Here is a 24,237-nt window from a genome sequence, read left to right on the forward strand (position 1 = left end):
GGTCCGACCGTCTAGTCGAGCAGGTCGTCCACGAGCCGGGTGAACCGGTCGACGAGCCGCTCGGGAATCGATGGGTCTGCGCGGTCGAGCAACGCGGCCGTCCGCTCCGGTTCCGGGACGACGAGCCGCCCGTCCTCGCTCGCGAGCAGACCGGCCTCGGCCAACCGGCCTCGGTGCCACGAGAGCGTGGAATCCGCGATACCGACACGGGCCGCGGTCTCGGTTGCGGTGAGGGGACCGTCATCGAGCAGGACGGCGACGATATCGGCGGCCGTCTCCCGCCGGAGGAGCGCGAGCGCTGCCCGCTCCCACGGGTCGTAGCCGGGCGGGTAGTAGTGGGTGCGGCCGAACTGCTCGTCGCCGACCACGTCCAGCCGACGGAGGTGATACTGCACCTGTCCGGGCGCGAGGTCGAGGTCGCGAACGAGCGCGTTGACGTGGATGCCGGGGTCGCTCCGGACGCGGGCGGCGATGCGGTCGCGCGTGCTCGTCACTCACCGACACCTCCACGACGGGCGGTGTAGACGGCCGCGACGACGAGCCCGACCATCACGGCGTCGAGCGCGTGTTCGAGGGTGTGGTGCGTCTGGTCTGGGAAGAGATCGAGCGCGAGCGCGACGCCCACGAGCGCCCGCGCGAGCACGGTCGCGAGCGCGAGCGTGACGAGCAGATACGGTACCGACCGGCGCTGGAGCAGCGCGGCCAGCGCCACGGCGACGACCAGCCCCGCCGCTACCGTGCCGACACCGAGCAGGAGCGAGAGCAGGACCGTCGCCATCCTCACTCCATCGGTCGCGAGTAAAAAAGAGGGTGTCGGCGGTCATCGGCGACCGACCCCCAAGAACAGAAGTGCGACAGCGACAACCCCGGCGAGGAGCCCGAAGCCGGGCTGGCTCCCCGTCGTCTCCGTCGGCCGCGGGGTGTCGGTCGCCGTCTCCGTCGCCGTCCCACTCGGCGTCGTCACCAGCGGCGGTGTCGGCGTCGCGCTCTCGCCGGTGACCGGCGGCGCGGCGATCGTCACGTTCGTCTCAATCGGGCGCTCGCCCGCGAGCATCGGCGACTCGCCCGCGGCGTCGTCGGCCAACAGCACGCGAGCGTCGGCCCGGGCCGTCGCGTTCACGGCGAGCGTCACCGATTCGTGGGTTCCAGCGTCGAGTGCCGTCGTTCCGAGCGTCCGGCCGGTCGTGGCGTTCTGGACGACCAGATTGCCTGTCTCGGGGAGTGTCACCCGGCGAACCGTCACCGTCCCCTCGGCGTCCGGACGCAGGGTCTCGCTGGCCGTGACAACCGCACGCGGCCCCTTCGCGACCGTCAGTCGTTCGGTGGCCGCCGAGCCGAACGATTCGACGACGGGGTCTTCGTCGGGGTCGAACTCGCCGTCGCCGTCGTCGCGCCGCAGTACGATATGCACTGGCTGTGTCTCCCACTTCGCCCACGCGGACTCGTCGATGGTGACGCCCACGTCGATCCGATACCGCTGGCTCCGTATCGATGTGACGCCGACGACCTCGCCCGGCTCGCCGCCGTCGTCGCGCTGAACCGTGAGGTAGCCGTCGTTCGACGCGAAGGACGATTCCACGATGACCGTCCCGTCGGGAGTCTGTTGCGTGCCCGCGGTGACGTGGTTCAGGTGTGCAGCGACCGGGAGCGGCGCGCTCGCGAGGACGAGCACGCAGACGAGTGTAACCGCGAGCAGCCGTCGGGTCACGCTCGCCACCTCCCGGCGACGAGTACAAGCGCGCCCACTGTCGTGAGGAGCCCGAATCCGGGCTGGCTCCCCACCGTCGTAGCAGTCGTCGGCCCGGCCGTTTCGGTCGCCGTCTCCGTCGGCTCACTCGGTGTCCTCACGAGGTTGGGCGTCGCCGTCGCGGTCGCCGCGGCCTGTCGACCGCCGCCGAGCCGCTCGACGGTGAACGTCGCGCCGACCGAGGCGTTGCCGGCGCGAATCGGTTCGCCGATACCGCCCGTCTCGTCTTCGCGGTAGAGGGTCGCGTCGAGTCTGGTCTCGCCCCGGTCGCTCCCGTCGAGTGCGACCGTGACGTGCTCGTGGCTCCCAGCCCCAATGGTCTCGGTGCCGACGCGCTCGCCGGTCTCGTGGTCCGTGACGACGAGATACCCCTCCGTCGGTGTGGCGAGGTGACGCACGTCGAGGGTGCCACGGCGGGTCTGCTGGAGGTAGTGCTGGTCGGCCGCGACGACCGCGCGCTCGCCCGCGGCGACGGTGATACTCGCAGCGACGGACGAGCCGAATGACTCGATGGCGGGGTCCTCGTCGGGTTCGAAGGTGCCGTCGCCGTCGTCGCTCCGGAGAACGAGGTGGACCGACTGTGGTTCCCACTCCGCCCACGCCGTCTCGTCGACGGTGACGTGCACGTTCGGCTGGAAGCTCCTGGCCGGCACCTCAGTCACGCCGATGCGCTCGCCCGGCTCGCCGTCGTCGTCGCGGTGAACCGTCAGATACCCATCGCTCGTCAGGTAGACGGAGTCGACGACGAGCGTGCCGTCGGGTGACACTTGCGTGCCGGCGGTGACGTGGTTGGCGTGGGCCGCGACCGGGAGCGGCACGCTCGCGAGCACGAGGACGACCGCGAGTGTGGCGACGACACGCCGCATTCAGACGGTCACCGTCACCGGCGGCATCTGTCTGAACGCCCGCTCGTACCCCTCGTGGCGGGCAGTCTGTGGCGGTACGTCCGTGGTGACTCGAAGCTGTTCGCCAGACTCGAACGGGGCGACGGTCGCGCCGTAGTGATAGCCGAGGTCGGGGTCGAGCGTCCGGGTGAGTTCGATTGTTCCGTCGCCGCGCTCGGCGGAAAGCGCCATCGCGGGCAACACCATCCCGTGATAGCGGGTACGCGCCGAGACGTAGAGGTAGGTGTCGTCGCCGTCGGCGCGGGCGGAACTCGTCCCGGTCGCGAGTATCGCGTCGTCGCTGTTTGGCGTCCCGAACACCGTGCCGGGAAGCGCGTCGACGGCCGGCGCGGTCGCCTGTGGCACTCCCTCCATCTGCATCGGTCGGAGCGCCCCGGGCTGGCCGGCCTGCTCGATCGACTCGGAGCGAACCGCATCGCGGTCGGTCTCCGTGAACGAGAAGTCGAGCTCTGCACTCGCCGGTTCGCGGAACCGGCCAGCGTAGCCGCCGGTGAGTTCGACGCCGTCCGGAACGCCGCCGACGGAGATACGCGCGGTGTACTGACCGTCGCTCGGTGTTTCTCCCGACTCGGCGAGCGAGAAGTTCCCGCCGTAGTGGTACCCCATCGTCTGGGACAACATCGGGTAGATGACCTCCTCCGAGACGAGGTCGCCGCCGCGCCGGATAGTGAGCGACAGTCCCGTCTCGGGGACGATACGGTCGGTGTCGCGGTCCCAGACGACCGCCATCGCGTGGATGTCTCCCGAGCGCGGGGTCCGCGACCGTTCGCGGCCGGTCATGTTCCAGAAGACGTGTGGCGAGGTGTACATGAACGCGACCCGGTACGAGCCGGCGTCCGCCGTCCCCTGCATCGACATCGACTCACGGAACGACTGGACGTAGATGCCGCCGGGCAGTTCCGCGTCCGTCCCGGTCGACGTGGGTGTGGCCGTTGCTGTCGACTCCGTGTTCGTGCTCGAACAGCCGGCGAGAACTGCTGTGCCCGCCGCTACGGTCTGGAGGAGCCGCCGGCGATTCATACCGTCACGTAGTTACCGCCGGCAAAAATGATTCTGGTCCAACGCGATGCCGTGACTACAGCTCGATGTCCTCCTCATAGAGCCGGTCGAAGTCGAGCTCTTCCTCTCGTGTCGAGGCCGCCCGCTCCATGTCCGCTCGACGACGCTGCTCGCGCTTGCTCCGACCTTTTCGTTCACGGCCGCGTTTGGTATCTCCCATTGCAACTGTGTCAACACTTCTCATGGTAATAAGTGTGTTGGCAATTACCACAGGTGAGCGTACCGTGGTCGATCCGCGTCTCGGTTCCTACTCGCTCTGGAGGCGTGCCCGGTCGTGGTCGGCGTGGAAGTCGAAGTCGGGACCCACGCCGATGAACTGGGTCGGGTTGATGTCGGTGTGAGTGGTGTAGTAGTGTTCCTTGATCTGGGCCATGTTCATCGTCTGCTCGATGCCCGGCGTCTGGTAGATGTCGCGCACGTACGGCCAGAGGTTGTCGTACTCGCGGATGAGCTGGACGTTACACTTGAAGTGGGTGTGATAGACGTTGTCGAACCGGACGAGCGTGGCGAACAGCCGGAGGTCCGCGAGCGTGAGCTGGTCGCCGACGAGATACCGCTGGTCGGCGAGTCGCTCGTCGTAGGCATCGAGCGCGTTGAACAGGTCCGCGACGGCGTTCTCGTACGCCTCTTGCGTGCCGGCAAAGCCAGCGCGGTAGACGCCGTTGTTGATAGGGTCGTAGATGTCGTCGACGACCTCGTCGATCTCCTCGCGCAGGTGCTCGGGGTAGAGGTCGGTGCCGTTCCCCTCGAAGGCGGTCGAGACGTGACGCATCACCTCGATGGACTCGTTGTTGACGATGGTTTCCTCCTCGCGGTCCCAGAGCACCGGAACGGTGACACGGCCGGTGTACTCCGGGTCCGCCGCGATGTACGTCTCGCCCAGATAGTCGTGGCCGTTGATCGAGTCGGTGGTGCAGTCGTCCTTCTGGGGGGTGAACTGCCAGCCTCGCTCGTCGCGGTACGGGTCGACGATGTCCATCGAGATGTCGTCTTCCAGTCCCATCAGCGAGCGGACCATCGCTGCCCCGTGTGCCCACGGGCACGCCCGTGAGATGTACAGGTGATAGCGTCCGGACTCGGCGGGAAACTGCTCGGTGCCGAGTTCGTCGCGGAACGTCGTCGGCGAGCGGTCGAACTCGCCGTCGTCGTCGCTGAACTCGTAGGTGTCCGTCTTCCACTCTCCGTCGACGTACATGTTGACCATACGCCGTATTCACGCGCGGGCCGTATAGGCGTGTGGCGACACGCGTGTCACCAGTCGACCGCGTCGTTACGCCACAACGCGGGGTTTCGAAGGCTTCAAATGCGTAGTCGGCGTTCTCTCCGATAATATGAGCGACAAGCCTGCCTCGATGTACCGTGACATCGACAAGCCGTCGTACACGCGACGCGAGTACATCACGGGCATCCCGGGTTCGAAGATCGCCCAGTACAAGATGGGCCGCACCGACAAGGACGAAGACGAGTACGAAGTCCAGATCAGCCTCGTCGTCGAGGAGGACGTCCAGATTCGCCACGGCTCGCTCGAGGCGTCTCGCCTCTCTGCGAACCGTCGCATGCTGAAGATTCTCGGCGAGGAGGGCGATTACAAGATGATTCTGCGCAAGTTCCCACACCAAGTCCTGCGCGAGAACAAGCAGGCGACGGGTGCGGGCGCAGACCGTGTCTCTGACGGGATGCGACAAGCGTTCGGCAAGATCGTCGGCACGGCCGCCCGCATCCAGAAGGGCGACCAGCTGTTCACCGCGTGGTGTCACCCGGAGGACGCCGACACGCTGAAAGACGCGTTCCGGCGCGCCTACAACAAGGTCACGCCGCCGTGCCGTATCAAGGTCGAGCGCGGCCAGGAACTGCTCGTCTCGTAAGCCGGCGACTTCTCTCCGTTTTCCTCTGGCCGGTGAGTCGCGACGCTCTGGCGGGGCTCCGACTGCTTTGTCTCTTTTCCGGGTGTGACCAGCCTCGGTGTCTCGGCTGTGTCACCTGGTGGGTTTAGCCCCGTAGCTGATGCCAACTCGAAAGCCGGACGCGTCGCTTGCTGGCTACCCTGTTACTTCTGGCTTGAAAGCCCTGGACGTGTCGCGGTCTTGCCGTGACATATCGGTCATTCGCGTTGCTTGACCAGGCAACCGAGGCGGTGGCCTACCGCACCGCGAACAGAGTGAGCGGGTGCGGTTCGGGGAAGGGTTGGGAGAGCGGCCGGAGGCCGCGGGCCAGCGAGCGGGAGCGAAGCGACATGCGAGCGCGCGGTGCGGATGCTGTATCCGGAGCCAAGCAACGAGAGTGGTCGCGGGACTGTCGGAGGTAAAATAAACACCGCGGTGCTGTTTTCCGAGACTAAGCAACGAGAGCGATGTTGTGCTGGTGAACGCATCTCAAACAGCACGAAACGGGACCGTCGAACGAGCACAAGCGACAACCACACTAACCGAAACGCTACACACGGCCGACACCTATGGCCGGTGAGTTCCAAGCGGGGGTATGCGAACGTTCGTCTCCGTCCCACTCGGCGAGCTCTCCGACGCGGTCGCGGACGCACAGACTCCACTCAACATGTCGGGCGTGGACCCGATCGACCCGACGCAGGCGCACGTCACGCTCAAATTTCTGGGCGAGACCGACGACCCCGACGCCGTCGTCGAGGCGGTAGAGCGCGCCGTCGCCGCTAGCGAGGTCACGCCTTTCGACTGCTACGTCGCCGGCTACGGCGTCTTCCCATCGCTTGAGTACATCTCGGTCATCTGGGCCGGCATCACCCAGGGAAGCCAGCAGCTCACCACGCTCCACGAGCACGTCGATCGGGAGACGACGGCCCTCGGCTTCGACGCCGAAGAGTACGATTTCACGCCGCACGCGACGCTCGCGCGGATGCGCGACGCGCGAAGCAAATCGGTGATTCAGGAGGTGGTCGCCGAACGCGACCCGGAGCTCGGAACGGCTCGAGTCGGCGGCGTCGAGCTCACGCAGTCGACGCGCACCGAAGCCGGGCCGGAGTACGAGACGGTCGCCGAGATTCCGCTGTGATTCGGCGCGCCTAAATCTATCGATAATCCGATAGGTACAGGAGTCTCGGGACCGTACCGTCGGCGTGGTCGCGTGGCAGGCGTTCGGACTAGTGTTCGTTGCCGGGCTCGTGACGGCGGTAGCCACGGGACTCGGCGCGCTCCCGTTCTTCCTCGTCGGGGAGGTGAGCCGCCGGCTCAACGTCGCACTCTGGGGTGTCGCGTCGGGCATCATGCTCACCGCGAGCGCGCTCGGGCTCGTTCCCGAGGGGCTGGCCCACGGTGAGGTCACGACGGTCGTGGTCGGACTGCTCGTGGGCGTCGCGCTCGTGGCTCTCGCCCACCGGCTGCTCGACGACCACGAGTTCGACCCCGGCGAGTACGAGACCGCCGACGTGCGCCAGCTCGCGCTCATTCTCGGCGTCCTGACCGTTCACTCCTTTCCGGAAGGAATCGCCATCGGCGTCTCCTTTGGGGCGCTGAATCTCGACGCCGGGGTCGTGCCGCCGCTGGCAGTCGCGATGACCGTCGCCATCTCCGTCCACAACATCCCCGAGGGCGTGGCTATCTCGATTCCGCTGCGTGAGATGGGCGTCTCACCGTGGCGGATGGTCGGCTGGTCGATTTTCTCGAGTCTGCCACAGCCGCTTGGTGCGGTGCTCGCGTTCGCGTTCGTCAGGGTCGCGGCCCCACTGCTTCCCGTGGGATTCGGCTTCGCCGCCGGGGCGATGGTGGCGCTCGTGGTCGTGGAGTTCGTGCCCGAGGCGCTGGAGACTGGAAAGCCGCTCGCGCGAAACGGCTACGATGTCTTCGCCGGCGGAACCGCACTCGGCGGGGCGGGAATGTGGCTCCTCTTGGTGGCCGTGTGACTCCGCAGAGAAAGGACAGGGATAAATGCCCGGGCGTCAAATCTTCGTGCACTATGGGTAAGAAGTCGAAGGCGCAAAAGAAGCGACTCGGGAAGCTGGAGCGACAGAACAGTCGCGTGCCGGCGTGGGTCATCATGAAGACCGACCAGGACACCGTCCGTAACCCGAAGCGACGCAACTGGCGGCGTAACGACACGGACGAATGAGCGCGAACGATTTCGAGGAGCGTGTCGTCACTGTTCCGCTCCGCGACGCGAAGGCGGAAGCGAAGACGGCTCGCGCCGACAAGGCGATGAGCATCGTCCGCGAGCACCTCGCAAAGAACTTCGCCGTCGACGAGGAGGACGTTCGACTCGACCCGTCCATCAACGAGAAGATCTGGGAGCGCGGTCGTGCAAAGCCCCCGTCGAAGCTCCGCGTTCGCGCGGCGCGATTCGACGAGGACGGCGAGACGGTCGTCGAAGCGGAGACCGCATAACGTGCTCCGGGCGGCTCTCTCTGGCTCGTCAGCCGTCGGCGTCTTCGCGCGCGCCACCGACGACGTTCTGCTGGTCCGCCCCGACACGGCCGAGTCACAACGCGAGCAACTGGGCGAAGAGCTCGACGTGCCGGTGTGTGCGACCACCGTCGCCGAGTCCGGCACCGTCGGCTCGCTCGCGACCGGCAACGAGAACGGACTGCTCGTCTCCAGCAACGTCACACAGAACGAACTCGACCGCATCGGCGAGGTCACGGACCTCCCGGTCCACGAACTCCCCGGGAACATCAACGCCGTTGGCAACGTCGTCCTGTGTAACGACGCCGGCGCGTACGTCCACCCGGACCTGACCCGCGAGGCGGTCAAGGCCGTCGAGACGGCCCTCGACGTGCCCGTCGAGCGTGGCACCGTCGCCGACGTCAACACCGTCTCGATGGCGGCGGTCGCGACCAACGACGGCGTGCTCTGTCACCCGAAGACGAGCGACGAGACGCTGGACTTCCTCGCGGACCACCTCGACGTGCCGGCCGACATCGGCACCATCAATTACGGCGGCGCGCTCGTCGGTTCGGGGCTCGTCGCCAACGAAGCCGGCTTCGTCTGCGGTGAGTCGACGACCGGTCCGGAGCTCGGCCGCATCGAGTCGGCGCTCGGATATCTGTAGTCGTCGCAGGTCGGAAGGTACTTCCCGCTCGCGCGGTCTTTTCCAGGTATGAGTGAATACACAGTGAGCGGTCGATTCGTCGCCCGCGACGGGTGGCAGGCGTTCGAGACGGCTATTGAGGCGGAAAACGAGTCGGTCGCGAAAGAGCGGACCTACGCGAACCTCGGCTCCCAGCACGGGCTCAATCGGACCCAGATCGAAATCGACGGGGTGGACGCATGAGCCTCGGTGGTGGCGGTGGCGGCGGCCAGATGCAGGAGATCCAACAGCAGATCGAGGCGATGAACGCCGAAGTCGAGTCCATCGAGGGCGAAATCCAGGAGCTGCGCGACGAGCAGTCCGACATCGACGAGGCCACGGAGGCCATCGACGTGCTTGAGGACGGCGACACGGTGCAGGTTCCACTCGGTGGCGACGCGTACGTCCGCGCCAGCATCGAGGACATGGACGAGATCATCGTCTCGCTCGGCGGCGGCTACGCGGCCGAACACGAGCAGGACGACGCCATCGACACGCTCGAACGCAAGCGCGACTCCATCGACGACCGCATCGAGGAGCTGCAGGAGGAAGTCTCCGAGGTCGAAGCCCAGATTCAGGACCTCGAACAGCAGGCCCAGCAGATGCAACAACAGCAGATGCAGCAGATGCAACAGCAGATGGGCGGGCTTGGCGGCGAGGAAGGCGGCGACGAGGAGTAAGCGATGTTCGACTCCCTGAAGGAGAAGCTCGGCAAGTTCAAAGACGACGTCGAGGAGGAAGCCGACGAGCCGGAGCCGGACGCGGAACCCGAAGACGCCGCCGTGGAGTCCGACGGCGATGCTGCCGACGCGCCGGCAGCCGACGCGTCCGAGGAACCGGACGACGCCGGCGACCCGGAAGTGAACCCGAAGGGAGATTCGCTCACCGAGCGGGCGAAGCTGTTCGCCTCCGGACAGGCGAAAATAACCGAAGCGGAGCTCGAAGAGCCGCTCGAACAGCTCGAGTTCGCGCTGCTCGAAGGCGACGTGGAGATGAGCGTCGCCCGCGACATCGTCGAGCAGCTGCGCGAGGAGCTGGTCGGGACGGCCCGCGCACAGGTGAAGACGGGCGAAATCGTCGTTGAGGAAGCCATCGGCAACGCCATGCTCGATGTCATCGACGTGGGCGGGATGGACTTCGACGAGGAGATTGCCGCCCACGAGATGCCGATCACCATCATCTTCACCGGCGTCAACGGCGTCGGGAAGACGACGACGATTGCAAAGCTCGGGAAGTACCTCGACGACCGCGGCTACGACGTGGTGTTGGCAAACGGCGACACCTACCGTGCCGGGGCGAACGAACAGCTCCAGGAGCACGCCGACACCCTCGATTTAAAGCTCATCAGCCACGAGCAGGGTGGTGACCCGGCGGCCGTCATCTACGACGCCGTCGAGTACGCCGAGGCCAACGAGGTCGACGTGGTGCTCGGCGACACGGCCGGTCGACTCCACACCGCCGACGACCTGATGGCGCAGTTGGAGAAGATCGACCGCGTTGTCGGGCCGGATATGACCATCTTCGCCGACGAGGCGGTCGCCGGACAGGACGCCACCCACCGCGCAAAGCAGTTCAACGACGCAGCAGAAATCGATGGTGTCGTCCTCACGAAGGCCGACGCCGACTCGCAGGGTGGTGCCGCAATCTCGATTGCCGAAGTGACTGGCAAACCAATCCTCTTTCTCGGCACCGGACAGGGGTACGACGACTTGGAGACGTTCGACCCCGAGGTCATCGTCGAGCGGCTGACGGAGTAGCTGCCGAACCTTTTTACCCGCCTGTGACGCCCGTTCGGGAGATACACCGCCGAACGCTACTCGCTACCAGTGGCGCTGTTCTCACGACGCTGTCGCTCGCTGGCTGTGCGAGTGACGACACCGACGACCCGGCGTTCACCGAGGGGGACCCACGAGGTTCCGACGCCCGAGGACGCGGCCCGCGTCCGCGTGTCCCTCTCGTTGTGGAGCGAGTCGGAGTCGTTCAATCTGCTTCGCCACGCCGTTGCGCGACTCGGCCCGGAGCCACCGGAGACGAAACAGGCGTTTCCGGACGCGGGACAGAACACTTCCGCCCTGCCTGATGGGCCGTACGACGGCCTTCGGGAGCCGCTGCACCTCGCCGAGGGGTGGCGCGAGTACAGCTTCGAGTGGAACGTTCCGGCAGACGTAGCCCAATTGTTCGTCTCTGCGGGCGTGAGCGTCGTCTGGGAGACGGACGCGACCCACTTCGTCGACGATGTGCGCGTCGAGTTCACCTCACGGTGGCGGCGTCACGCGTAGATGCCCTCGGCGCTCGGCGGCAAAAGACGCGTCGCGCGGCTCAGTTGTCGCCGTACTCGCGGCGGTAGCTCTTGAACTCCGTGCGGTGTGCTTCCTCGTCGGCGAGAATCTCGACCGCGAGGTCCTCGCTGACGGGGTCGTCTGCGGCTTCTGCGGCCTTGATGAGCGACCGATACGTCTGGATGGCGTCGTCTTCCGCCTTGATGACGCCGTCGATGACGGAGACCACGTCAGCCGGGTCCTCCGGCGGCTGGAGGCTATCCTGTCGGGCGACGAACTCACCGCTCGCCGGCGGGCGCGCGTCCAGCTGCTTGAGCCGTTCGCCGATCATCTGAGCGTGTTGAATCTCCTCTTGGGTCGCGTCCTGTCGCAGCCCCTCCTTCACCTCCTGTGCGCGGACACCGTCGAGGACGATGCTGTTCGTGAGATAGTTCATGATCGTCTCCATCTCGTCGCTGTACGCCTTTTGGAGTAGCTGGATTACTTCGTCTGACATAATTTTCGAGCGTCGGCGCGTGCCGACTGACAGTGAAACTTATCGCGCGGCCGGCAGATAACCCTACCGCCGCCCCGCCCCGACGGAAAAGGGTTTACCGTGTCGGTAATCTAGGTCACGCAAATGGTACTTGACGACTTGGGGAGTTCACTCCGCGGCAGCTTAGACCAGCTGCGCGGCAAATCCCGCCTCGACGAGGAGGACGTCGAGGACATCGTGAAGGAGATACAGCGGTCGCTCCTCCAGGCCGACGTGTCGGTCGACCTCGTGATGGACCTCTCGGAGGATATCCGCCAGCGCGCACTCGACGAGGAGCCGCCCGGCGGCACCTCCGCGCGCGACCACGTCCTCCGTATTGTCTACGAGGAGTTAGTCGACCTCGTCGGTGAGTCGACGGACCTCCCGCTCGAAGACCAGACCATCATGCTCGCCGGTCTCCAGGGGTCGGGGAAGACGACCACCGCCGCCAAGATGGCGTGGTGGTTCTCGAAGAAGGGGCTTCGCCCGGGCGTCATCCAGACGGACACGTTCCGTCCCGGCGCGTACGACCAGGCGAAACAGATGGCCGAGCGAGCCGAGGTAGAGTTCTACGGCGAGCCGGACAACGACAATCCCGTCGAAATCGCCGAACACGGGATGGAAGAGCTGTCGGACGTGGACGTGCTCATCGTCGACACCGCTGGTCGCCATGCCCTCGAAGAGACGCTCATCGACGAACTCGAACAGATCGAGTCGGTCGTCGAGCCGGACCGGAATCTGCTCGTGCTCGATGCCGCAATCGGACAGGGCGCGAAAGAGCAGGCCGACCGCTTCGACGACGCAGTCGGCATCGACGGCGTGACCATCACCAAACTCGACGGGACTGCGAAGGGTGGTGGTGCTCTCGCGGCCGTCGACCGCACGGACTCCTCGATTGCGTTCCTCGGGACCGGCGAGGAGGTGCAGGACATCGAGCGGTTCGAGCCGGACGGGTTCATTTCGCGGCTGCTCGGGATGGGCGATCTCAAACAGCTCACCGAGCGCGTCGAGCGCGCGATGGAGGAGACTGGCCAGGACGAGGACGACTGGGACCCCGAGTCGATGATGGACGGGGAGTTCACCCTCCACGACATGCGCAAGCAGATGGAGGCGATGAACAACATGGGACCGCTCTCGCAGGTGATGGACATGATTCCGGGACTCGGCGGCGGGCTGAAAGACCAGCTTCCCGACGACGCCATGGACGTGACCCAAGAGCGGATGCGCGATTTCGAGGTCATCATGGACTCGATGACCGACGACGAACTCCAGAACCCCCGCTCCATCTCGAAGTCACAGATCGAGCGTATCGCCCGCGGCTCCGGCAAAGAGGAAGAGCAGATTCGGGAACTGCTCGAACAGCACAAGATGATGGACCGGATGATGGACCAGTTTTCCGGCATGGGCGACGGCGACATGCAGCGCATGATGAAACAGATGGGCGGTGGCGGCGGTGGCGGCGGCGGTCTCGGCGGCATGGGTCCCTTCGGCGACTGAACTCCGATTTTCTAACTCGTTTGCCGTTCGCTCGCCTCGACCGTTCTCTTGTTGTGAGCAGCTTGTAATCCCCGGACGTGGCGGGGTCTCGCCGGCGGGTACACCGCCGGCTGCCCGGGAGCGCGTCGCTTTCCCACTGTCTCCGTGACGTATCGGTCGCTCGCTGCGCTCGTTCCGGATAGTGGTCACGGAGCCGACCACGCGAGCGTGCAGTGCTGTCTCCGGAGCCGAGCAACGACAGTTACACCACCCAAACCGATTAGCGAGCAGCGAGCGAACACGAATCATGAACACTGCTCCGGTCCGTGAACATCTCCTCGGCGAGCGCCGCGAGTGGGTCCAGACCGCCATCGACTGCGCCGACGCGGTCGCGAGCGGCTGGGGCGGCGCGACGACGACCGACAGTGAGACCGTCGTGTCGCCGTATCGGACGACGCTCGACCGGGCGGGCGTACTCGCCAACGCGCCGGCGGTCTTACGCGAGTGTGTCGAAGCCGCGGGCGAACGGCTATCCGCCAACCCCGTCGCCGCTCCGCCGTACGTCGTCGTGACGAGCGAGGGACTGCTGCTCCGGGCGACGCTCGACGAGCGACTGCTCGTCCGCGTGCGGGTGTTCGGACTCGCGGACGGGACCTACGAGCGGGTGAACGAGTCTCCGGCCGAGACCGTGGCCGTCGAACTCGCCTAGAAGAAGGTCAGCTTCTCGCGGTCGTACAAGTCGAGTTCGCTCACCATTGACGGGGACTGGGTGGCGACGAACCGGACGGCCTCGGCGACCTCCGTCGGCTCGACCGCCTCGCCCGGCTCGAACTGCTCTTCGAACGGCGCGGCGTCGAACGCGTCGTCGTCAGTTTCGACGGCGAACTCCGTCCGAACGGCGGCGGGGTTGATAACGGTCACCGCCATGTCGCCGCCGACCTGCGCGGAGACGGATTTCGCGAAGCCGCGCGTCCACCACTTCGTCGCGGCGTACACCGGATTGAACGGCCGCGGATACTGGCCGGCGAAGCTCCCGATGAAGACGAGGGTCCCCGCCGACTCCCGGAGATGCGGAAGCGCGGCGCGGGTCGCGAAGAACATCCCGTCGCAGTTGACGCGCATCATCGTGTGGTAGTCCTCGCTCGAAAGCGATTCCACGTCGCTGCCCGCCGCGAGCCCGGCGTTGTTGACGAGGATGTCGAGTGAACCGAACCGCTCGACCGCCGTCTCGATGAGCGTCTCCACCTGCCCTTCGTCGGTCACGTCCGTCGGGACCACGGCAGCAGTCACGTCGTGGTCCGACTCGATATCGGTCGCGAGCGCGTCGAGTCGGTCCTCGCGGCGCGCGGCGAGGACGACGTTCGCACCCCCGTCAGCGAGTTCGCGTGCGGTCTCGGCACCGATTCCCGAGCTCGCGCCGGTCACGATTGCCGTCTTCCCGTCGATCGATTGGCCAATCTCCATGGCCGTGGCTCACGGCGGAGCTACGTCGCTCTTTCGGCTACAGCGAATCGATGTCGGCGAGGAGTTCGTCGGCGTGGTCCTCGGGGTCGACGCCCTCGTACGCGAGGACGACCGTGCCGTCGCGGACGACGTACGTGTTCCGGAACGTTCTCTTGACGGTGTCGCCGAAGACGTTCTTCTCGCCGTAGGAGTCGTACGCGCTCGCCACCGCGCCGTCGGGGTCCGAGAGCAACTCGACGGTCAGCGAGTGCTCCGCACGGAAGGCCGCGAGGTCCTCGACCGGGTTATCGCTGACACCGAACACGTCGATACCGCGCGACTCGTACTCGTTCCACGCGTCACGGAAAGAGCAGGCCTCGGTCGTACAGCCGGGCGTGTCTGCCCGCGGATAGAAGTAGACGACCACCGTCCCCTCAGTGGGGAGCGCGACCGACTCGCCCGCGTGATTGTCGAGTGCAAAGGCTGGTGCGTCGTCGCCGGGTTCGAGCATACTGGAGTGTCGGGTGTCGCCCCGAAGAACACTCTGGGTTCGGATACGCTTTTGCCGGCGAGCCGACACGGAAGAGGTATGAAGCGGTCCACCGCGGTCGGCGTCGCGCTCGCAGTCCTGCTCGCAGCGGTAGGGACCGCCGCGCTCGTCACCTACACCGCGGACGACTACCTCGACGGCCGGGAGCTGTCCGTCGAGCTGAACGCCACCGACACGGGGGAGCTGGTGACCGTCGGCCACGAGGGCGGTGACACCCTCGACGCGACCAACACCGGCGCGCTCCGGATTACCGTCACGAACACGACCGGCGACACCGACGCCGTCGTCGCCAGCCGCCGTATCGCGACGACGGACCCGACGTTCCCCTTCGCCGCAAGCAACACGACTAGCATCCACGCGCCGGACGCCGAGTCCGGAATGCGCGTGACAGTCGTCTGGGTCGCGCCGACCAACAGCGGCGGCGAACAGACCTTCCTCGAGACGGCGCTTTGAGTTTCCAGCGGTAGCAACACCTTTGCGCCCGGCTTCGGTTGTATGCGTATGCGACACGACGAACAAACAGTGTTCATCACGGGTGCGGGACAGGGTATCGGCGAAGCGGCGGCAAAGCGATTCGCGAACGAGGGGGCCTTCGTCGTCGTCACGGACGTGAACGACGAGACCGGCGAGGCGACCGCCGCCGACATCAACGACGAGACGCCCGGCGAGGCGACCTTCACGAGCCTCGACGTGACGAACCGCGAGGGGTTCGAGGCCGCCATCGACACGACCGCAGAGGAGTACGGTCTCGACGTGGTCGTCAACAACGCGGGCGTCGGCCACCCCCCCTCGAACGTCGAGGACACCGACCAGTCGACCTTCGATTTCGTCTTCGACGTGAACGTCCGCGGCGTCTGGAACGGCTGTCACGCCGCGCTCCCTCACCTGAAAGAACAGGGCTCTGGCAACATCGTCAACATCGGCTCGCTCGCCTCCTACTACGGGCTGCCGAAACAGAGCGTCTACTCGCTCACGAAGGGCGCGGTGTTGAACTTCACGCGCGCCGTCGCCGCCGAGGCCGGTCGGTCGGGCGTCCGGTGTAACGCCGTCTGTCCCGCCTTCACTAACACGGAACTAGGTAACCACTTCTTCGAGACCCGCGACGACCCCGAGAAGGCCAAGAAGCTGATGCTCCAGCGGTACCCGCTCGGGCGACTCGGCGAACCCGAAGAGATTGCCGACGCCATCTCTTTCCTCGCCAGCGACGAGGCCTCCTACATCACCGGCGAGGGGCTGCGCGTTGACGGCGGCTTCTCCACATCGTAACCAGTCACATATCCACAGTTTCATACCTTCCACCCCGTCAGCACAGGTATGACTGCGGAGGGAATCGTCGGCGAGTATCTCGACTTGCGCCGCGAGGCCGACGCCGACGTGTTGGCGATGCAGATGGGCGACTTCTACGAGTTCTTCGGCGAGGACGCCGAGTTCGTCGGCGAGGAACTCGACCTGAAGGTGTCTGAACGCTCCTCGGGCGGGGAGTCGTACGCGATGGCCGGCGTCCCGGTTGACGACCTGACGCCGTATCTGACGGCGCTCGTCGAGCGGGGCTACCGGGTCGCCGTCGCCGATCAACACGAAATCGAGGGCGGCCACGAGCGCCGCATCGACCGCGTCGTCACGCCCGGCACGCTCGTCGACCCGACGGGCGACGACGCACAGTACCTCGCGACGGTCGTGCGCGGCGACGACGGCCTCGGACTCGCTTTCCTCGACATCACGACCGGGCGCTTCCACGTCACTGCCACCGAGGGCGAGGACAGCGAGTCGCGCGCCCTGACCGAGCTGTACCGGTTCGCGCCGACGGAGATTCTCCCCGGGCCAGACCTCCGGGGCGACGACGACGTTCTCGACCGCATCCGCGAGCGGCTGGACGCGACGCTCACGGTGCACGCGACCGACGATTTCGCGCCCGGCCGAGCGAACCATCGACTGCGCGACCAGTTCGGCGACGCCGCCGACGCCATCGGACTCGACGGCGAGGCGGCCACGCAGGCGGCCGGCGCGGCGCTCGCGTACGTCGACGAGACAGGGACCGGCGTGCTCGCGTCGGTCACGCGACTCCGGACCTACACGCCCGACGACCACGTCACCCTCGACGCGACGACACAGCGCAACCTCGAACTCACGGAGCCGATGACCGAGCGGGGCGTCTCGCTGTTCGACACCCTCGACCACACCGAGACGAGCGCCGGCGGTCGCCTGCTGAAAGAGTGGCTCGGGCGGCCGATTCGCCGCCGGGGAGAACTCGAGGCCCGCCAGCAGGCTATCGGCGCGCTCGCCGCCGACGCGATGGGTCGAGACCGCCTGCGCGAGTCGCTGGCGGGCGCGTACGACCTCGAACGGCTGGCGTCCCGTGCCGTGTCCGGAAGTCTCGACGCCCCCGCCATGCTTCGGGTTCGCGACACCCTCGCGCTCCTCCCCGACCTCGTGGACGCGGTCGAGTCGAGTCCGCGACTGGCCGGTTCGGCCGTCGCCGACGTGCTCGACTCCCTCGACCGCGCGGCGGCCCGCTCGCTCCACGACGACCTCGCGGAGGCGATTACCGACGACCCGCCGTCCACGCTCACCGAGGGTGGGTTGATTCGTCCCGAATACGACGAGGAGCTGGCCGCGCTCGTCGAGCGCCACGAGACAGCCCTCGACTGGCTGGACTCGCTGGCCGCGCGCGAGCGCAAAGAACACGGGCTTGCACACGTCAGCGTCGGCCGCAACAAGACCGACGGCTACTACATTCAGGTCGGGAAATCGAGCGCCGACGACGTGCCCGACCACTACGAACCGGTGAAGACGCTGAAGAACTCACAGCGGTTCACCACGCCGGAGCTCCGCGAGACTGAACGCGACGTAGTGCAGTTGGAAGAACAGCGGGGCGAACTGGAGTACGAACTGTTCCGGGAGCTTCGCGAGCAGGTGGCCGCCGCCGCGCCGCTGTGTCAGGGGGTCGGCGAGACGTTGGCCGAACTCGACGTGTACGCCGCCCTCGCGACCCACGCCGCCGGCAACGACTGGGCCCGTCCCGAACTCACCGACGAGGACGTGCTCGCGGTCGAGGCGGGCCGCCATCCCGTCGTCGAGCAGTCAGTCGAGTTCGTCCCAAACGACCTCCACTTCGACCGCGACCGCCGGTTCCTGCTCGTCACCGGCCCGAACATGAGCGGGAAATCGACGTACATGCGACAGGCCGCGCTCGTCACCCTGCTCGCCCAGATCGGCTCGTTCGTCCCGGCCGACGCCGCGACCGTCGGACTCGTCGACGGAGTGTTCACGCGCGTCGGCGCGCTCGATGAACTCGCGCAGGGTCGCTCTACGTTCATGGTGGAGATGCAGGAGCTCTCGAACATCCTCCACTCCGCGAGCGACGACTCGCTGGTCATCCTCGACGAAGTGGGGCGGGGGACGGCTACCTACGACGGTATCTCCATCGCGTGGGCCGCGATGGAGTATCTCTCCTCGGCACAGCCGAACTCGCCGTCTCCGAAGGTGCTCTTTGCGACCCACTACCACGAACTCACGCGCCTGGCAGACCACATCGCCGGCGTGGAGAACGTTCACGTTGCGGCCGACGGGGAGGGCGACGACGTGACCTTCCTCCGGACGGTCGAACCGGGCGCGACCGACCGCTCGTACGGCATCCACGTCGCCAGCCTCGCCGGCGTTCCCGGACCGGTCGTGGACCGCGCCCGCGAGGTACTCGACCGCCTCCGCGAGGACAAGGCCATCGACGTACGCGGACGGGCCGCAGACGGGACGAGCGAGACCACGCAGGTCACTTTCGACCTCTCCTCCGGACAGTTCGAGGCCGGAGACGAGGACGGCGAGGCCCCGGCGCAGGCTCTCGACCCCGACGCCGAGGCTGTCCTCGATGCCCTGCGGGAGGTGGACGTAACCGAGACCTCGCCGGTGGAACTGCTCGGGCAGGTCCAGGAGTGGCAGTCGCGATTAGAGGAGTAGCGGGGTTCCTCTCCGGTTGCGACAGTCGCTTTGTGCGTGTCACCGTGCTGTCGGGTGTGTCTGACACAGCTACACTCGATGGAGCGGTCGCCCTCGTGACTGGCGCGTCCTCCGGAATCGGCGAGGCGACGGCGGAACTCCTCGCTGAGGCGGGGGCGAGCGTCGCCGTCGCCGCCCGGCGTGAGGCTGAACTCGAAGCCCTCGCCGAGCGCATCGAGGCCGACGGCGGCGACGTGCTCGTCGTCCCGACGGACGTGACCGACCGAGAGCAGGTCCAGGCGATGGTCGACGAGACGGTCGAGACGTTCGGTCGACTCGACATCCTCGTCAACAACGCCGGCGTCATGCTGCTCGAAGCGGCCCAGACCGCCGACCTCGACGACTGGCACCAGATGGTCGAGGTGAATCTGCTCGGGCTGATGACCGCCACCCACGCCGCCCTCTCCGTGATGGAAGACCAGCAGTCGGGCCACATCGTCAACATCTCGTCGGTCGCGGGCCGGAGCGCGTCCGCGACCGCGGGCGGCTACAACGCCACGAAGTTCGGCGTCAACGGCTTCACCGAGGGGTTACGCCAGGACCTCACCGACGACGGGATCCGTACCACTATCATCGAGCCGGGGCTGGTGGAGACGGAACTCGCAGACCACATCCCGGACGAAGAAATCAAGCAGGGCGCGCGGGCGTGGGCCGACTCAATCGAACCGCTCCAGAGCGTCGACATCGCGCGCTCGATTCGGTTCGCGGTCTCCCAGCCACAACACGTCAGCATCAACGAGATGCTGATTCGCCCGACCCAACAGGAGTAGCTTACTCGGCGAGCGCGCGCGTCTCGTCCAGCACTTCACGCGCGTGGCCTGCGGGGTCTGCCATCTCCGGGTCGTACGTCGCGACGACCTCCTCACCGTTGAGCACGAAGGTCAGCCGTTCGGTGTATCCCTCGCTCGTATCGAGACCGAACGCTTCTGCCACCGTTCCATCCGGGTCGGCGAGCAGTTCGAACTCCAAGCCGTGTTCCTCAGCGAAGTCGGCATGCGACTCCGTATCGTCCATTGAGACGCCGTAGACGGTGATTCCCGAGTCGCGATACTCCGGCAGGGCGTCTTGGAACTCGTTGGCTTCGATGGTACACCCGCCGGTGAAGTCTTTCGGATAGAAGTAGACGACCGTCGGCTCCTCGAAGGCGGGCGCCACGTCCTCGCCGTGTTGGTTCTTCGCACGAATCTCCGGTGCCGCGTCGCCGACTGTGAGCATACCACATTCCAGGGTGGAACCTATATATTGGTTCGGGTGTCCGAATCTCACTGCATCGTCTTGCCGCCGACGCCTGTATGATTTCCCCTCATTCATGTTCGTTTCCCCCGTGTCGAGCACCAGCGGCACACAACTCATCCTTACAACGGCCCGAAATTCAAAAAATTCATATACGGCGTCGGAGTTACGAACTGCTAAATTATATAGGAATATATATCATGGTGTGTTACACGGCAGCTAAATGAGGTAAACATAGCTGGTGGGAGGGATAATATAAACTGCTTTACTCAGTACTGAGGTAGCATTTGGTGATGACACGTGACCTGTCCAGCGGTGTGTCGCGGCGCAAGTTCCTGCTTACATCGAGTGCAGTCGGCGCGGCCGGCCTGGCGGGATGTACGCAGAACAACGACGGCGGGAGTTCCGGAGGCTCCGGCGGCTCTGGAGGGTCCGACGACTCTGACGACTCCGACTCGACGGCGACCGGGCAGCCGTTGTCTGGGACCATCAACATCGCCGGCTCTTCGACGGTGTTCCCACTGTCGACCGCCCTCGGTGAAATCTTCCAAGAAGACAACCCCGAAGTGAACATCAACGTTCAGTCGACCGGCTCGGGTGGTGGCTTCGCGAACTTCTTCTGTGTCGGCGATACGGACTTCAACAACGCATCTCGTCCGATTAAGCCCGAGGAAGAAGAGCAGTGTTCATCCAACGGCGTGGAGCCGGTCGAGCTGACCGTCGCGACAGACGCGCTGACCGTCATCGTCAACAACGACAACGACTGGGCGACGGAGCTGACCGTGGACCAGCTCGCGGACCTCTGGTCTGCAGAGACGCAACCCCAGCAGTGGAGCGACGTGAACAGCGACTGGCCCGACCAGGATATCGAGCTGTTCGGGCCGTCTGACGCGTCGGGCACGTACGACTACTTCATTGAGTCCGTCCTCGGTGAGGAGGGTCCAGGGCACCGCCAGGATTACTCCGGCACCGAACAGGACCGCACCATCGTGCAGGGCGTCGAAGGGTCGGAGTACGCGATCGGCTATCTCGGCTTCGCGTACTACACCGAGAACTCCGATCGCGTCCAGGCGGTGGCAATCGACGACGGCGACGGACCGGTCGAACCGTCGCTGGAGACCGCACGCACAGGCGAGTACACGCCGCTGTCGCGACCGCTGTTCACCTACCCGAAGGTGTCGGCGCTGTCAGAAGACCACATCGCAGAGTACGCTCGCTTCTTCGTCGAGAACACGACCAACCAGGACCTCGTCGCGGGAGATGTCGGCTACGTCCCGCTGACCGACGACCAGCAGGCCGAGCAGATGTCGACGCTCGAGGACGCTATCGAGCGCGCGAACGACTGAGCCGACGAACGAAGTGTTTTTCCACGTACGAGCAAGCCAACCTATATAGAAATGGGCACCGATGACATCTCGGCGGAGTTGACCCGCAACACGAAGAACGCCCCACCGGAGCTACTAACACGGGTGTTCTTTTTCATCTGTGCGGCCCTGTCCGTCGTTACGACCGCCAGCATCGTCGTCTTACTCGTGAGTGAGGCGGCCAAGTTCTTTTCGGTGACTGCACCCCTCGTCGGATTCGCCGGCGAGACGGTCTCGATGGTCGATTTCCTGACCGGGACGACCTGGCAGGTCGGCAGTGGTGAGTACGGTGTCCTCGCTCTCGTCTCGGCGACTATCCTCATCACAGTCGGTGCAGGTGTTATCTCGATTCCGCTCGGCGTCGCGACGGCGATTTACCTCAGCGAGTACGCCTCGACGCGGGCGAGAAGCATCCTGAAGCCGGCACTCGAGGTACTCGCGGGCATCCCGACGGTCGTGTATGGCTTCTTTGCACTCATCTACATCACTCCCGCTATCCAGACGCTGTTGCCCGACACGGGGACGTTTAATCTCGCCGCGGCGAGTACCGTCGTCGGTATCATGATTATCCCGATGGTAGCCTCCATCAGCGAGGACGCGATGTCGGCCGTTCCGGACGAACTCAAGCAGGCCGGCTACGGGATGGGCGCGACGAAGTTCGACGTGTCCACTGGCATCGTCGTCCCTGCCGCCTTATCGGGCATCTTCTCGTCGTTTATTCTCGCGCTCTCGCGGGCAATCGGGGAGACGATGGCAGTGACCGTCGCAGCGGGGTCACAAGCGAACTTCCTCCCGCCGTGGGACCCGACGTCGTATCTTGAGGGTGCACTTCCGATGACGGCTGCGATGATTCAGTTATTGCTCAGCGACATTACCGGCGGTGGGCTGGCGTATCGGAGTCTGTTCGCCATCGGACTCACGCTGTTTGTCCTCACACTCACGATGAATATCATCAGCGACGTTATCACACAACGGTATCGAGAGGAGTACTGAGATGGCAACCGAAGACCGCACCATCGACGGATTCGGGCAGGTCAGCCGGACAGTCGGAACGGTTTTCCGCTATCTCCTGTTGGCCGCGACGCTCATCGGCATCGTCGCTTTGGTCATCCTGTTGTTGTTCGTCGCCAACGACGCCATCCAGCCGTTGACTGCCGACCCAGGCTGGCACCTGACGTTCTTCGCAACGCTCGTCGTTCCGACGCTCGCCGTCGGCGGGTACCTCGCGAGCCGGAATCAGTCGGCGGCTGCCGTCGGCGTCGGCACTATCGGTCTCGCCGTCGTTACCACGATGTTCGCCGGTGGCCTGTCTCTCATCTTCGTCGATATCGTCGACTCCATCACGTGGGCCGCCGCCGTGCTCACGCTCGCTGTTCCGACGGCAGCTGTCGTCGCCATCGCTCGCGTCTCGAACCGGTCGCCGCTCGAACTGCTTGCGGTCGCCGTCATCCTGTACTACGTCTCGCTGTTCGGCGTGCCCGGCCCACTACGTAGCGTGGTCGGCACCGGTCAGCTACTCCCCGGTGTCGGCAGCGCCGTCGCGTCGATACCGGTTCTCCCGGTCGACTGGATGCTGCTGTTTGCGACGTTTACACTTCCCGTCGCTGTCGTCGTCCGCTACTACGCCCGCCAGCTCGTCGACGACCGGACCGCAACCGCAATCGTGGCGGTGGGGCTGGTCGCTGTCGCTATCGCGGCGACCGCTGCGCCGACTGCTGGCATCACCCCCGTTCCGGCGACCGTACTCGCATCGGTCGTACTGTTGCCGACAATGACGTACGTCACGACGACGGCGTTGTCGCGACCTCACGACAGAGTCGGACTCGCGCTCCCGGGGGCGGTCTTCGGTGGGTCGCTCCTGGGTGCGGTCGCCGTTCGTACACTCGGATACGCCGGACCACAGGCCTGGGTTGACTGGCAGTTCCTCACCAGTGCGCACAGCCGAAATGCAATCGACGCCGGACTGTATCCCGCGATCGGTGGCTCCATCCTGCTGATGCTTACTGTCGCCGTGCTCTCGTTCCCGCTCGGTGTCGGCGCGGCGATTTACCTCGAGGAGTACGCTCCGGACAACAAGCTAACCCGGCTCATCGACGTGAACATCTCCAATCTCGCGGGCGTCCCGTCCGTCGTGTACGGGCTGCTCGGACTGGGCGTGTTCGTGCGCTACTTTGGACAGCCGAGCGGGACGGTACTGGTCGGTGGCGCGACGCTCGCCCTGTTGATTCTCCCCATCGTCATCATCTCTTCTCGGGAGGCAATTCGGTCGGTCCCGAACGAGCTCCGGCAGGCGTCGTACGGAATGGGCGCGACCCGGTGGCAGACGGTGAAGAACGTCATCCTTCCCCGCTCGTTCTCGGGGGTCCTCACGGGGACGATTCTCGCACTCGGCCGTGCTATCGGCGAAACCGCGCCACTTATCATGATCGGCGCACCCGACGTGTTGTTCTCGCTCCCGGCGGACCTCTCGTCGAAAGTCTCGGCGATGCCACTGCAGGTGTTCGCGTGGTCGAGCCTGTACGCCACCCCAGAGTTCTACCAGCGTGCGGTCCCGGCAGGTGTGGTCGTGCTCGTGAGCGTCCTGCTCTCGATGAACTCCGTCGCAATCGTGCTGCGTAACAAGTTTGAGTAATCAGTATGAGTACA

30 protein-coding genes are annotated in these 24,237 nt (G+C 65.7%); 19 read left to right on the plus strand and 11 right to left on the minus strand.

The genetic code is table 11. From position 1 onward, the window contains the following. Positions 1-11: 11 nt before the first annotated feature. The 7 genes from DMP03_RS09100 to DMP03_RS09125 form a co-directional block, all read right to left on the minus strand. Positions 12-494, minus strand: coding sequence for a winged helix-turn-helix transcriptional regulator (locus tag DMP03_RS09100; protein ID WP_152120366.1), 483 nt, complete (start codon positions 492-494; stop codon positions 12-14). Next, positions 491-778, minus strand: coding sequence for a DUF7471 family protein (locus tag DMP03_RS09105; RefSeq protein ID WP_152120367.1), 288 nt, complete (start codon positions 776-778; stop codon positions 491-493). Before DMP03_RS09105 ends, DMP03_RS09100 begins: the two co-directional genes overlap by 4 nt. A 42-nt stretch (positions 779-820) precedes the next feature. Next, positions 821-1,708 carry a DUF7282 domain-containing protein gene (locus DMP03_RS09110; RefSeq protein WP_152120368.1) on the minus strand — a complete coding sequence of 296 codons (888 nt, stop codon included), beginning with the start codon at positions 1,706-1,708 and terminating at the stop codon, positions 821-823. Then, positions 1,705-2,613: a DUF7282 domain-containing protein gene (locus DMP03_RS09115; protein ID WP_152120369.1), complete on the minus strand. Its 909-nt coding sequence runs from the start codon at positions 2,611-2,613 to the stop codon at positions 1,705-1,707. Before DMP03_RS09115 ends, DMP03_RS09110 begins: the two co-directional genes overlap by 4 nt. Then, entirely contained in the window at positions 2,614-3,672 is a 1,059-nt protein-coding gene (locus tag DMP03_RS09120) for a DUF7350 domain-containing protein (protein WP_152120370.1), read from the minus strand. Between the two features lie 55 nt (positions 3,673-3,727). Next, positions 3,728-3,871: a hypothetical protein gene (locus DMP03_RS14320; protein ID WP_172967101.1), complete on the minus strand. Its 144-nt coding sequence runs from the start codon at positions 3,869-3,871 to the stop codon at positions 3,728-3,730. Between the two features lie 87 nt (positions 3,872-3,958). Further along, entirely contained in the window at positions 3,959-4,915 is a 957-nt protein-coding gene (locus tag DMP03_RS09125; protein WP_152120371.1) for a glutathione S-transferase family protein, read from the minus strand. 127 nt (positions 4,916-5,042) lie between these two features. Between DMP03_RS09125 and DMP03_RS09130 the strand changes: the two genes are divergently transcribed. The 10 genes from DMP03_RS09130 (at position 5,043) to DMP03_RS09175 (ending at position 11,018) form a co-directional block, all read left to right on the plus strand. After that, positions 5,043-5,576: a 50S ribosomal protein L16 gene (locus tag DMP03_RS09130; protein ID WP_075937422.1), complete on the plus strand. Its 534-nt coding sequence runs from the start codon at positions 5,043-5,045 to the stop codon at positions 5,574-5,576. 613 nt (positions 5,577-6,189) lie between these two features. Further along, the gene (thpR, locus tag DMP03_RS09135) at positions 6,190-6,732 is read left to right on the plus strand and encodes an RNA 2',3'-cyclic phosphodiesterase (RefSeq protein WP_152120372.1); all 543 of its coding nucleotides are present in this window, start codon (positions 6,190-6,192) and stop codon (positions 6,730-6,732) included. 64 nt (positions 6,733-6,796) lie between these two features. Then, complete coding sequence (locus DMP03_RS09140; RefSeq protein ID WP_152120373.1) at positions 6,797-7,579, plus strand: ZIP family metal transporter; 783 nt, start codon at positions 6,797-6,799, stop codon at positions 7,577-7,579. Positions 7,580-7,632: 53 nt separating this feature from the next. Continuing rightward, positions 7,633-7,785: a 50S ribosomal protein L39e gene (locus tag DMP03_RS09145; protein WP_075937419.1), complete on the plus strand. Its 153-nt coding sequence runs from the start codon at positions 7,633-7,635 to the stop codon at positions 7,783-7,785. Next, positions 7,782-8,057: a 50S ribosomal protein L31e gene (locus tag DMP03_RS09150; RefSeq protein WP_152120374.1), complete on the plus strand. Its 276-nt coding sequence runs from the start codon at positions 7,782-7,784 to the stop codon at positions 8,055-8,057. Before DMP03_RS09145 ends, DMP03_RS09150 begins: the two co-directional genes overlap by 4 nt. A gap of 1 nt (position 8,058) precedes the next feature. Continuing rightward, the gene (locus tag DMP03_RS09155; protein ID WP_152120375.1) at positions 8,059-8,721 is read left to right on the plus strand and encodes a translation initiation factor IF-6; all 663 of its coding nucleotides are present in this window, start codon (positions 8,059-8,061) and stop codon (positions 8,719-8,721) included. Positions 8,722-8,769: 48 nt separating this feature from the next. Continuing rightward, on the plus strand, positions 8,770-8,943 hold the full coding sequence (rpl18a, locus tag DMP03_RS09160; RefSeq protein ID WP_075937416.1) for a 50S ribosomal protein L18Ae: 174 nt from the start codon (positions 8,770-8,772) through the stop codon (positions 8,941-8,943). Then, positions 8,940-9,419, plus strand: coding sequence for a prefoldin subunit alpha (gene pfdA / locus DMP03_RS09165; protein WP_152120376.1), 480 nt, complete (start codon positions 8,940-8,942; stop codon positions 9,417-9,419). Before rpl18a ends, pfdA begins: the two co-directional genes overlap by 4 nt. Before the next feature lie 3 nt (positions 9,420-9,422). Then, positions 9,423-10,496: a signal recognition particle-docking protein FtsY gene (ftsY, locus tag DMP03_RS09170; protein WP_152120377.1), complete on the plus strand. Its 1,074-nt coding sequence runs from the start codon at positions 9,423-9,425 to the stop codon at positions 10,494-10,496. Between the two features lie 105 nt (positions 10,497-10,601). Beyond that, complete coding sequence (locus DMP03_RS09175) at positions 10,602-11,018, plus strand: hypothetical protein (protein WP_152120378.1); 417 nt, start codon at positions 10,602-10,604, stop codon at positions 11,016-11,018. Between the two features lie 40 nt (positions 11,019-11,058). On the opposite strand, the gene DMP03_RS09180 is transcribed toward DMP03_RS09175, so the two are convergent. Then, positions 11,059-11,514, minus strand: a complete 456-nt coding sequence (locus DMP03_RS09180) for a ferritin-like domain-containing protein (RefSeq protein ID WP_394351036.1) — start codon at positions 11,512-11,514, stop codon at positions 11,059-11,061. Positions 11,515-11,637: 123 nt separating this feature from the next. On the opposite strand from DMP03_RS09180, the gene DMP03_RS09185 reads away from it, so the two are divergent. Next, complete coding sequence (locus DMP03_RS09185) at positions 11,638-13,029, plus strand: signal recognition particle protein Srp54 (RefSeq protein WP_152120380.1); 1,392 nt, start codon at positions 11,638-11,640, stop codon at positions 13,027-13,029. A 286-nt stretch (positions 13,030-13,315) separates the two neighbouring features. Continuing rightward, a complete protein-coding gene (locus DMP03_RS09190; protein ID WP_152120381.1) occupies positions 13,316-13,717 on the plus strand; it encodes a hypothetical protein in 402 nt (133 codons plus the stop codon). Here DMP03_RS09190 and DMP03_RS09195 read toward each other — a convergent pair. Together DMP03_RS09195 and DMP03_RS09200 are read right to left on the minus strand one after the other, a co-directional pair. Next, positions 13,714-14,472: an SDR family oxidoreductase gene (locus tag DMP03_RS09195; RefSeq protein WP_152120382.1), complete on the minus strand. Its 759-nt coding sequence runs from the start codon at positions 14,470-14,472 to the stop codon at positions 13,714-13,716. The genes DMP03_RS09190 and DMP03_RS09195 overlap by 4 nt on opposite strands. A 37-nt stretch (positions 14,473-14,509) precedes the next feature. Next, positions 14,510-14,962 (minus strand): peroxiredoxin, encoded by a 453-nt coding sequence (locus DMP03_RS09200; protein ID WP_152120383.1) that lies wholly within the window; start codon positions 14,960-14,962, stop codon positions 14,510-14,512. Positions 14,963-15,040: 78 nt separating this feature from the next. Between DMP03_RS09200 and DMP03_RS09205 the strand changes: the two genes are divergently transcribed. Genes DMP03_RS09205 through DMP03_RS09220 form a run of 4 tightly spaced genes read left to right on the plus strand, consistent with a single transcriptional unit; the run spans position 15,041 to position 19,764 of the window. Then, the gene (locus DMP03_RS09205) at positions 15,041-15,454 is read left to right on the plus strand and encodes a hypothetical protein (protein ID WP_152120384.1); all 414 of its coding nucleotides are present in this window, start codon (positions 15,041-15,043) and stop codon (positions 15,452-15,454) included. 48 nt (positions 15,455-15,502) lie between these two features. After that, entirely contained in the window at positions 15,503-16,267 is a 765-nt protein-coding gene (locus DMP03_RS09210) for an SDR family NAD(P)-dependent oxidoreductase (protein WP_152120385.1), read from the plus strand. A gap of 48 nt (positions 16,268-16,315) precedes the next feature. Further along, complete coding sequence (gene mutS / locus DMP03_RS09215; RefSeq protein WP_152120386.1) at positions 16,316-18,955, plus strand: DNA mismatch repair protein MutS; 2,640 nt, start codon at positions 16,316-16,318, stop codon at positions 18,953-18,955. Positions 18,956-19,011: 56 nt separating this feature from the next. After that, the gene (locus DMP03_RS09220) at positions 19,012-19,764 is read left to right on the plus strand and encodes an SDR family NAD(P)-dependent oxidoreductase (RefSeq protein ID WP_152120387.1); all 753 of its coding nucleotides are present in this window, start codon (positions 19,012-19,014) and stop codon (positions 19,762-19,764) included. Between the two features lies 1 nt (position 19,765). On the opposite strand, the gene DMP03_RS09225 is transcribed toward DMP03_RS09220, so the two are convergent. Next, entirely contained in the window at positions 19,766-20,209 is a 444-nt protein-coding gene (locus DMP03_RS09225) for a peroxiredoxin (protein ID WP_152120388.1), read from the minus strand. 311 nt (positions 20,210-20,520) lie between these two features. Between DMP03_RS09225 and DMP03_RS09230 the strand changes: the two genes are divergently transcribed. The 3 genes from DMP03_RS09230 to pstA are packed head-to-tail and all read left to right on the plus strand — an operon-like array spanning position 20,521 to position 24,223. After that, positions 20,521-21,573 carry a PstS family phosphate ABC transporter substrate-binding protein gene (locus DMP03_RS09230; protein ID WP_152120389.1) on the plus strand — a complete coding sequence of 351 codons (1,053 nt, stop codon included), beginning with the start codon at positions 20,521-20,523 and terminating at the stop codon, positions 21,571-21,573. A 51-nt stretch (positions 21,574-21,624) separates the two neighbouring features. Continuing rightward, positions 21,625-22,584, plus strand: coding sequence for a phosphate ABC transporter permease subunit PstC (gene pstC / locus DMP03_RS09235; protein WP_152120390.1), 960 nt, complete (start codon positions 21,625-21,627; stop codon positions 22,582-22,584). Position 22,585: 1 nt separating this feature from the next. Next, entirely contained in the window at positions 22,586-24,223 is a 1,638-nt protein-coding gene (pstA, locus tag DMP03_RS09240; RefSeq protein ID WP_152120391.1) for a phosphate ABC transporter permease PstA, read from the plus strand. Positions 24,224-24,237: the final 14 nt, after the last annotated feature.

Origin of the sequence: Halosegnis rubeus, assembly GCF_009184545.1 — an archaeon.
Classification (GTDB): Archaea; Halobacteriota; Halobacteria; order Halobacteriales; family Haloarculaceae; genus Halosegnis; species Halosegnis rubeus.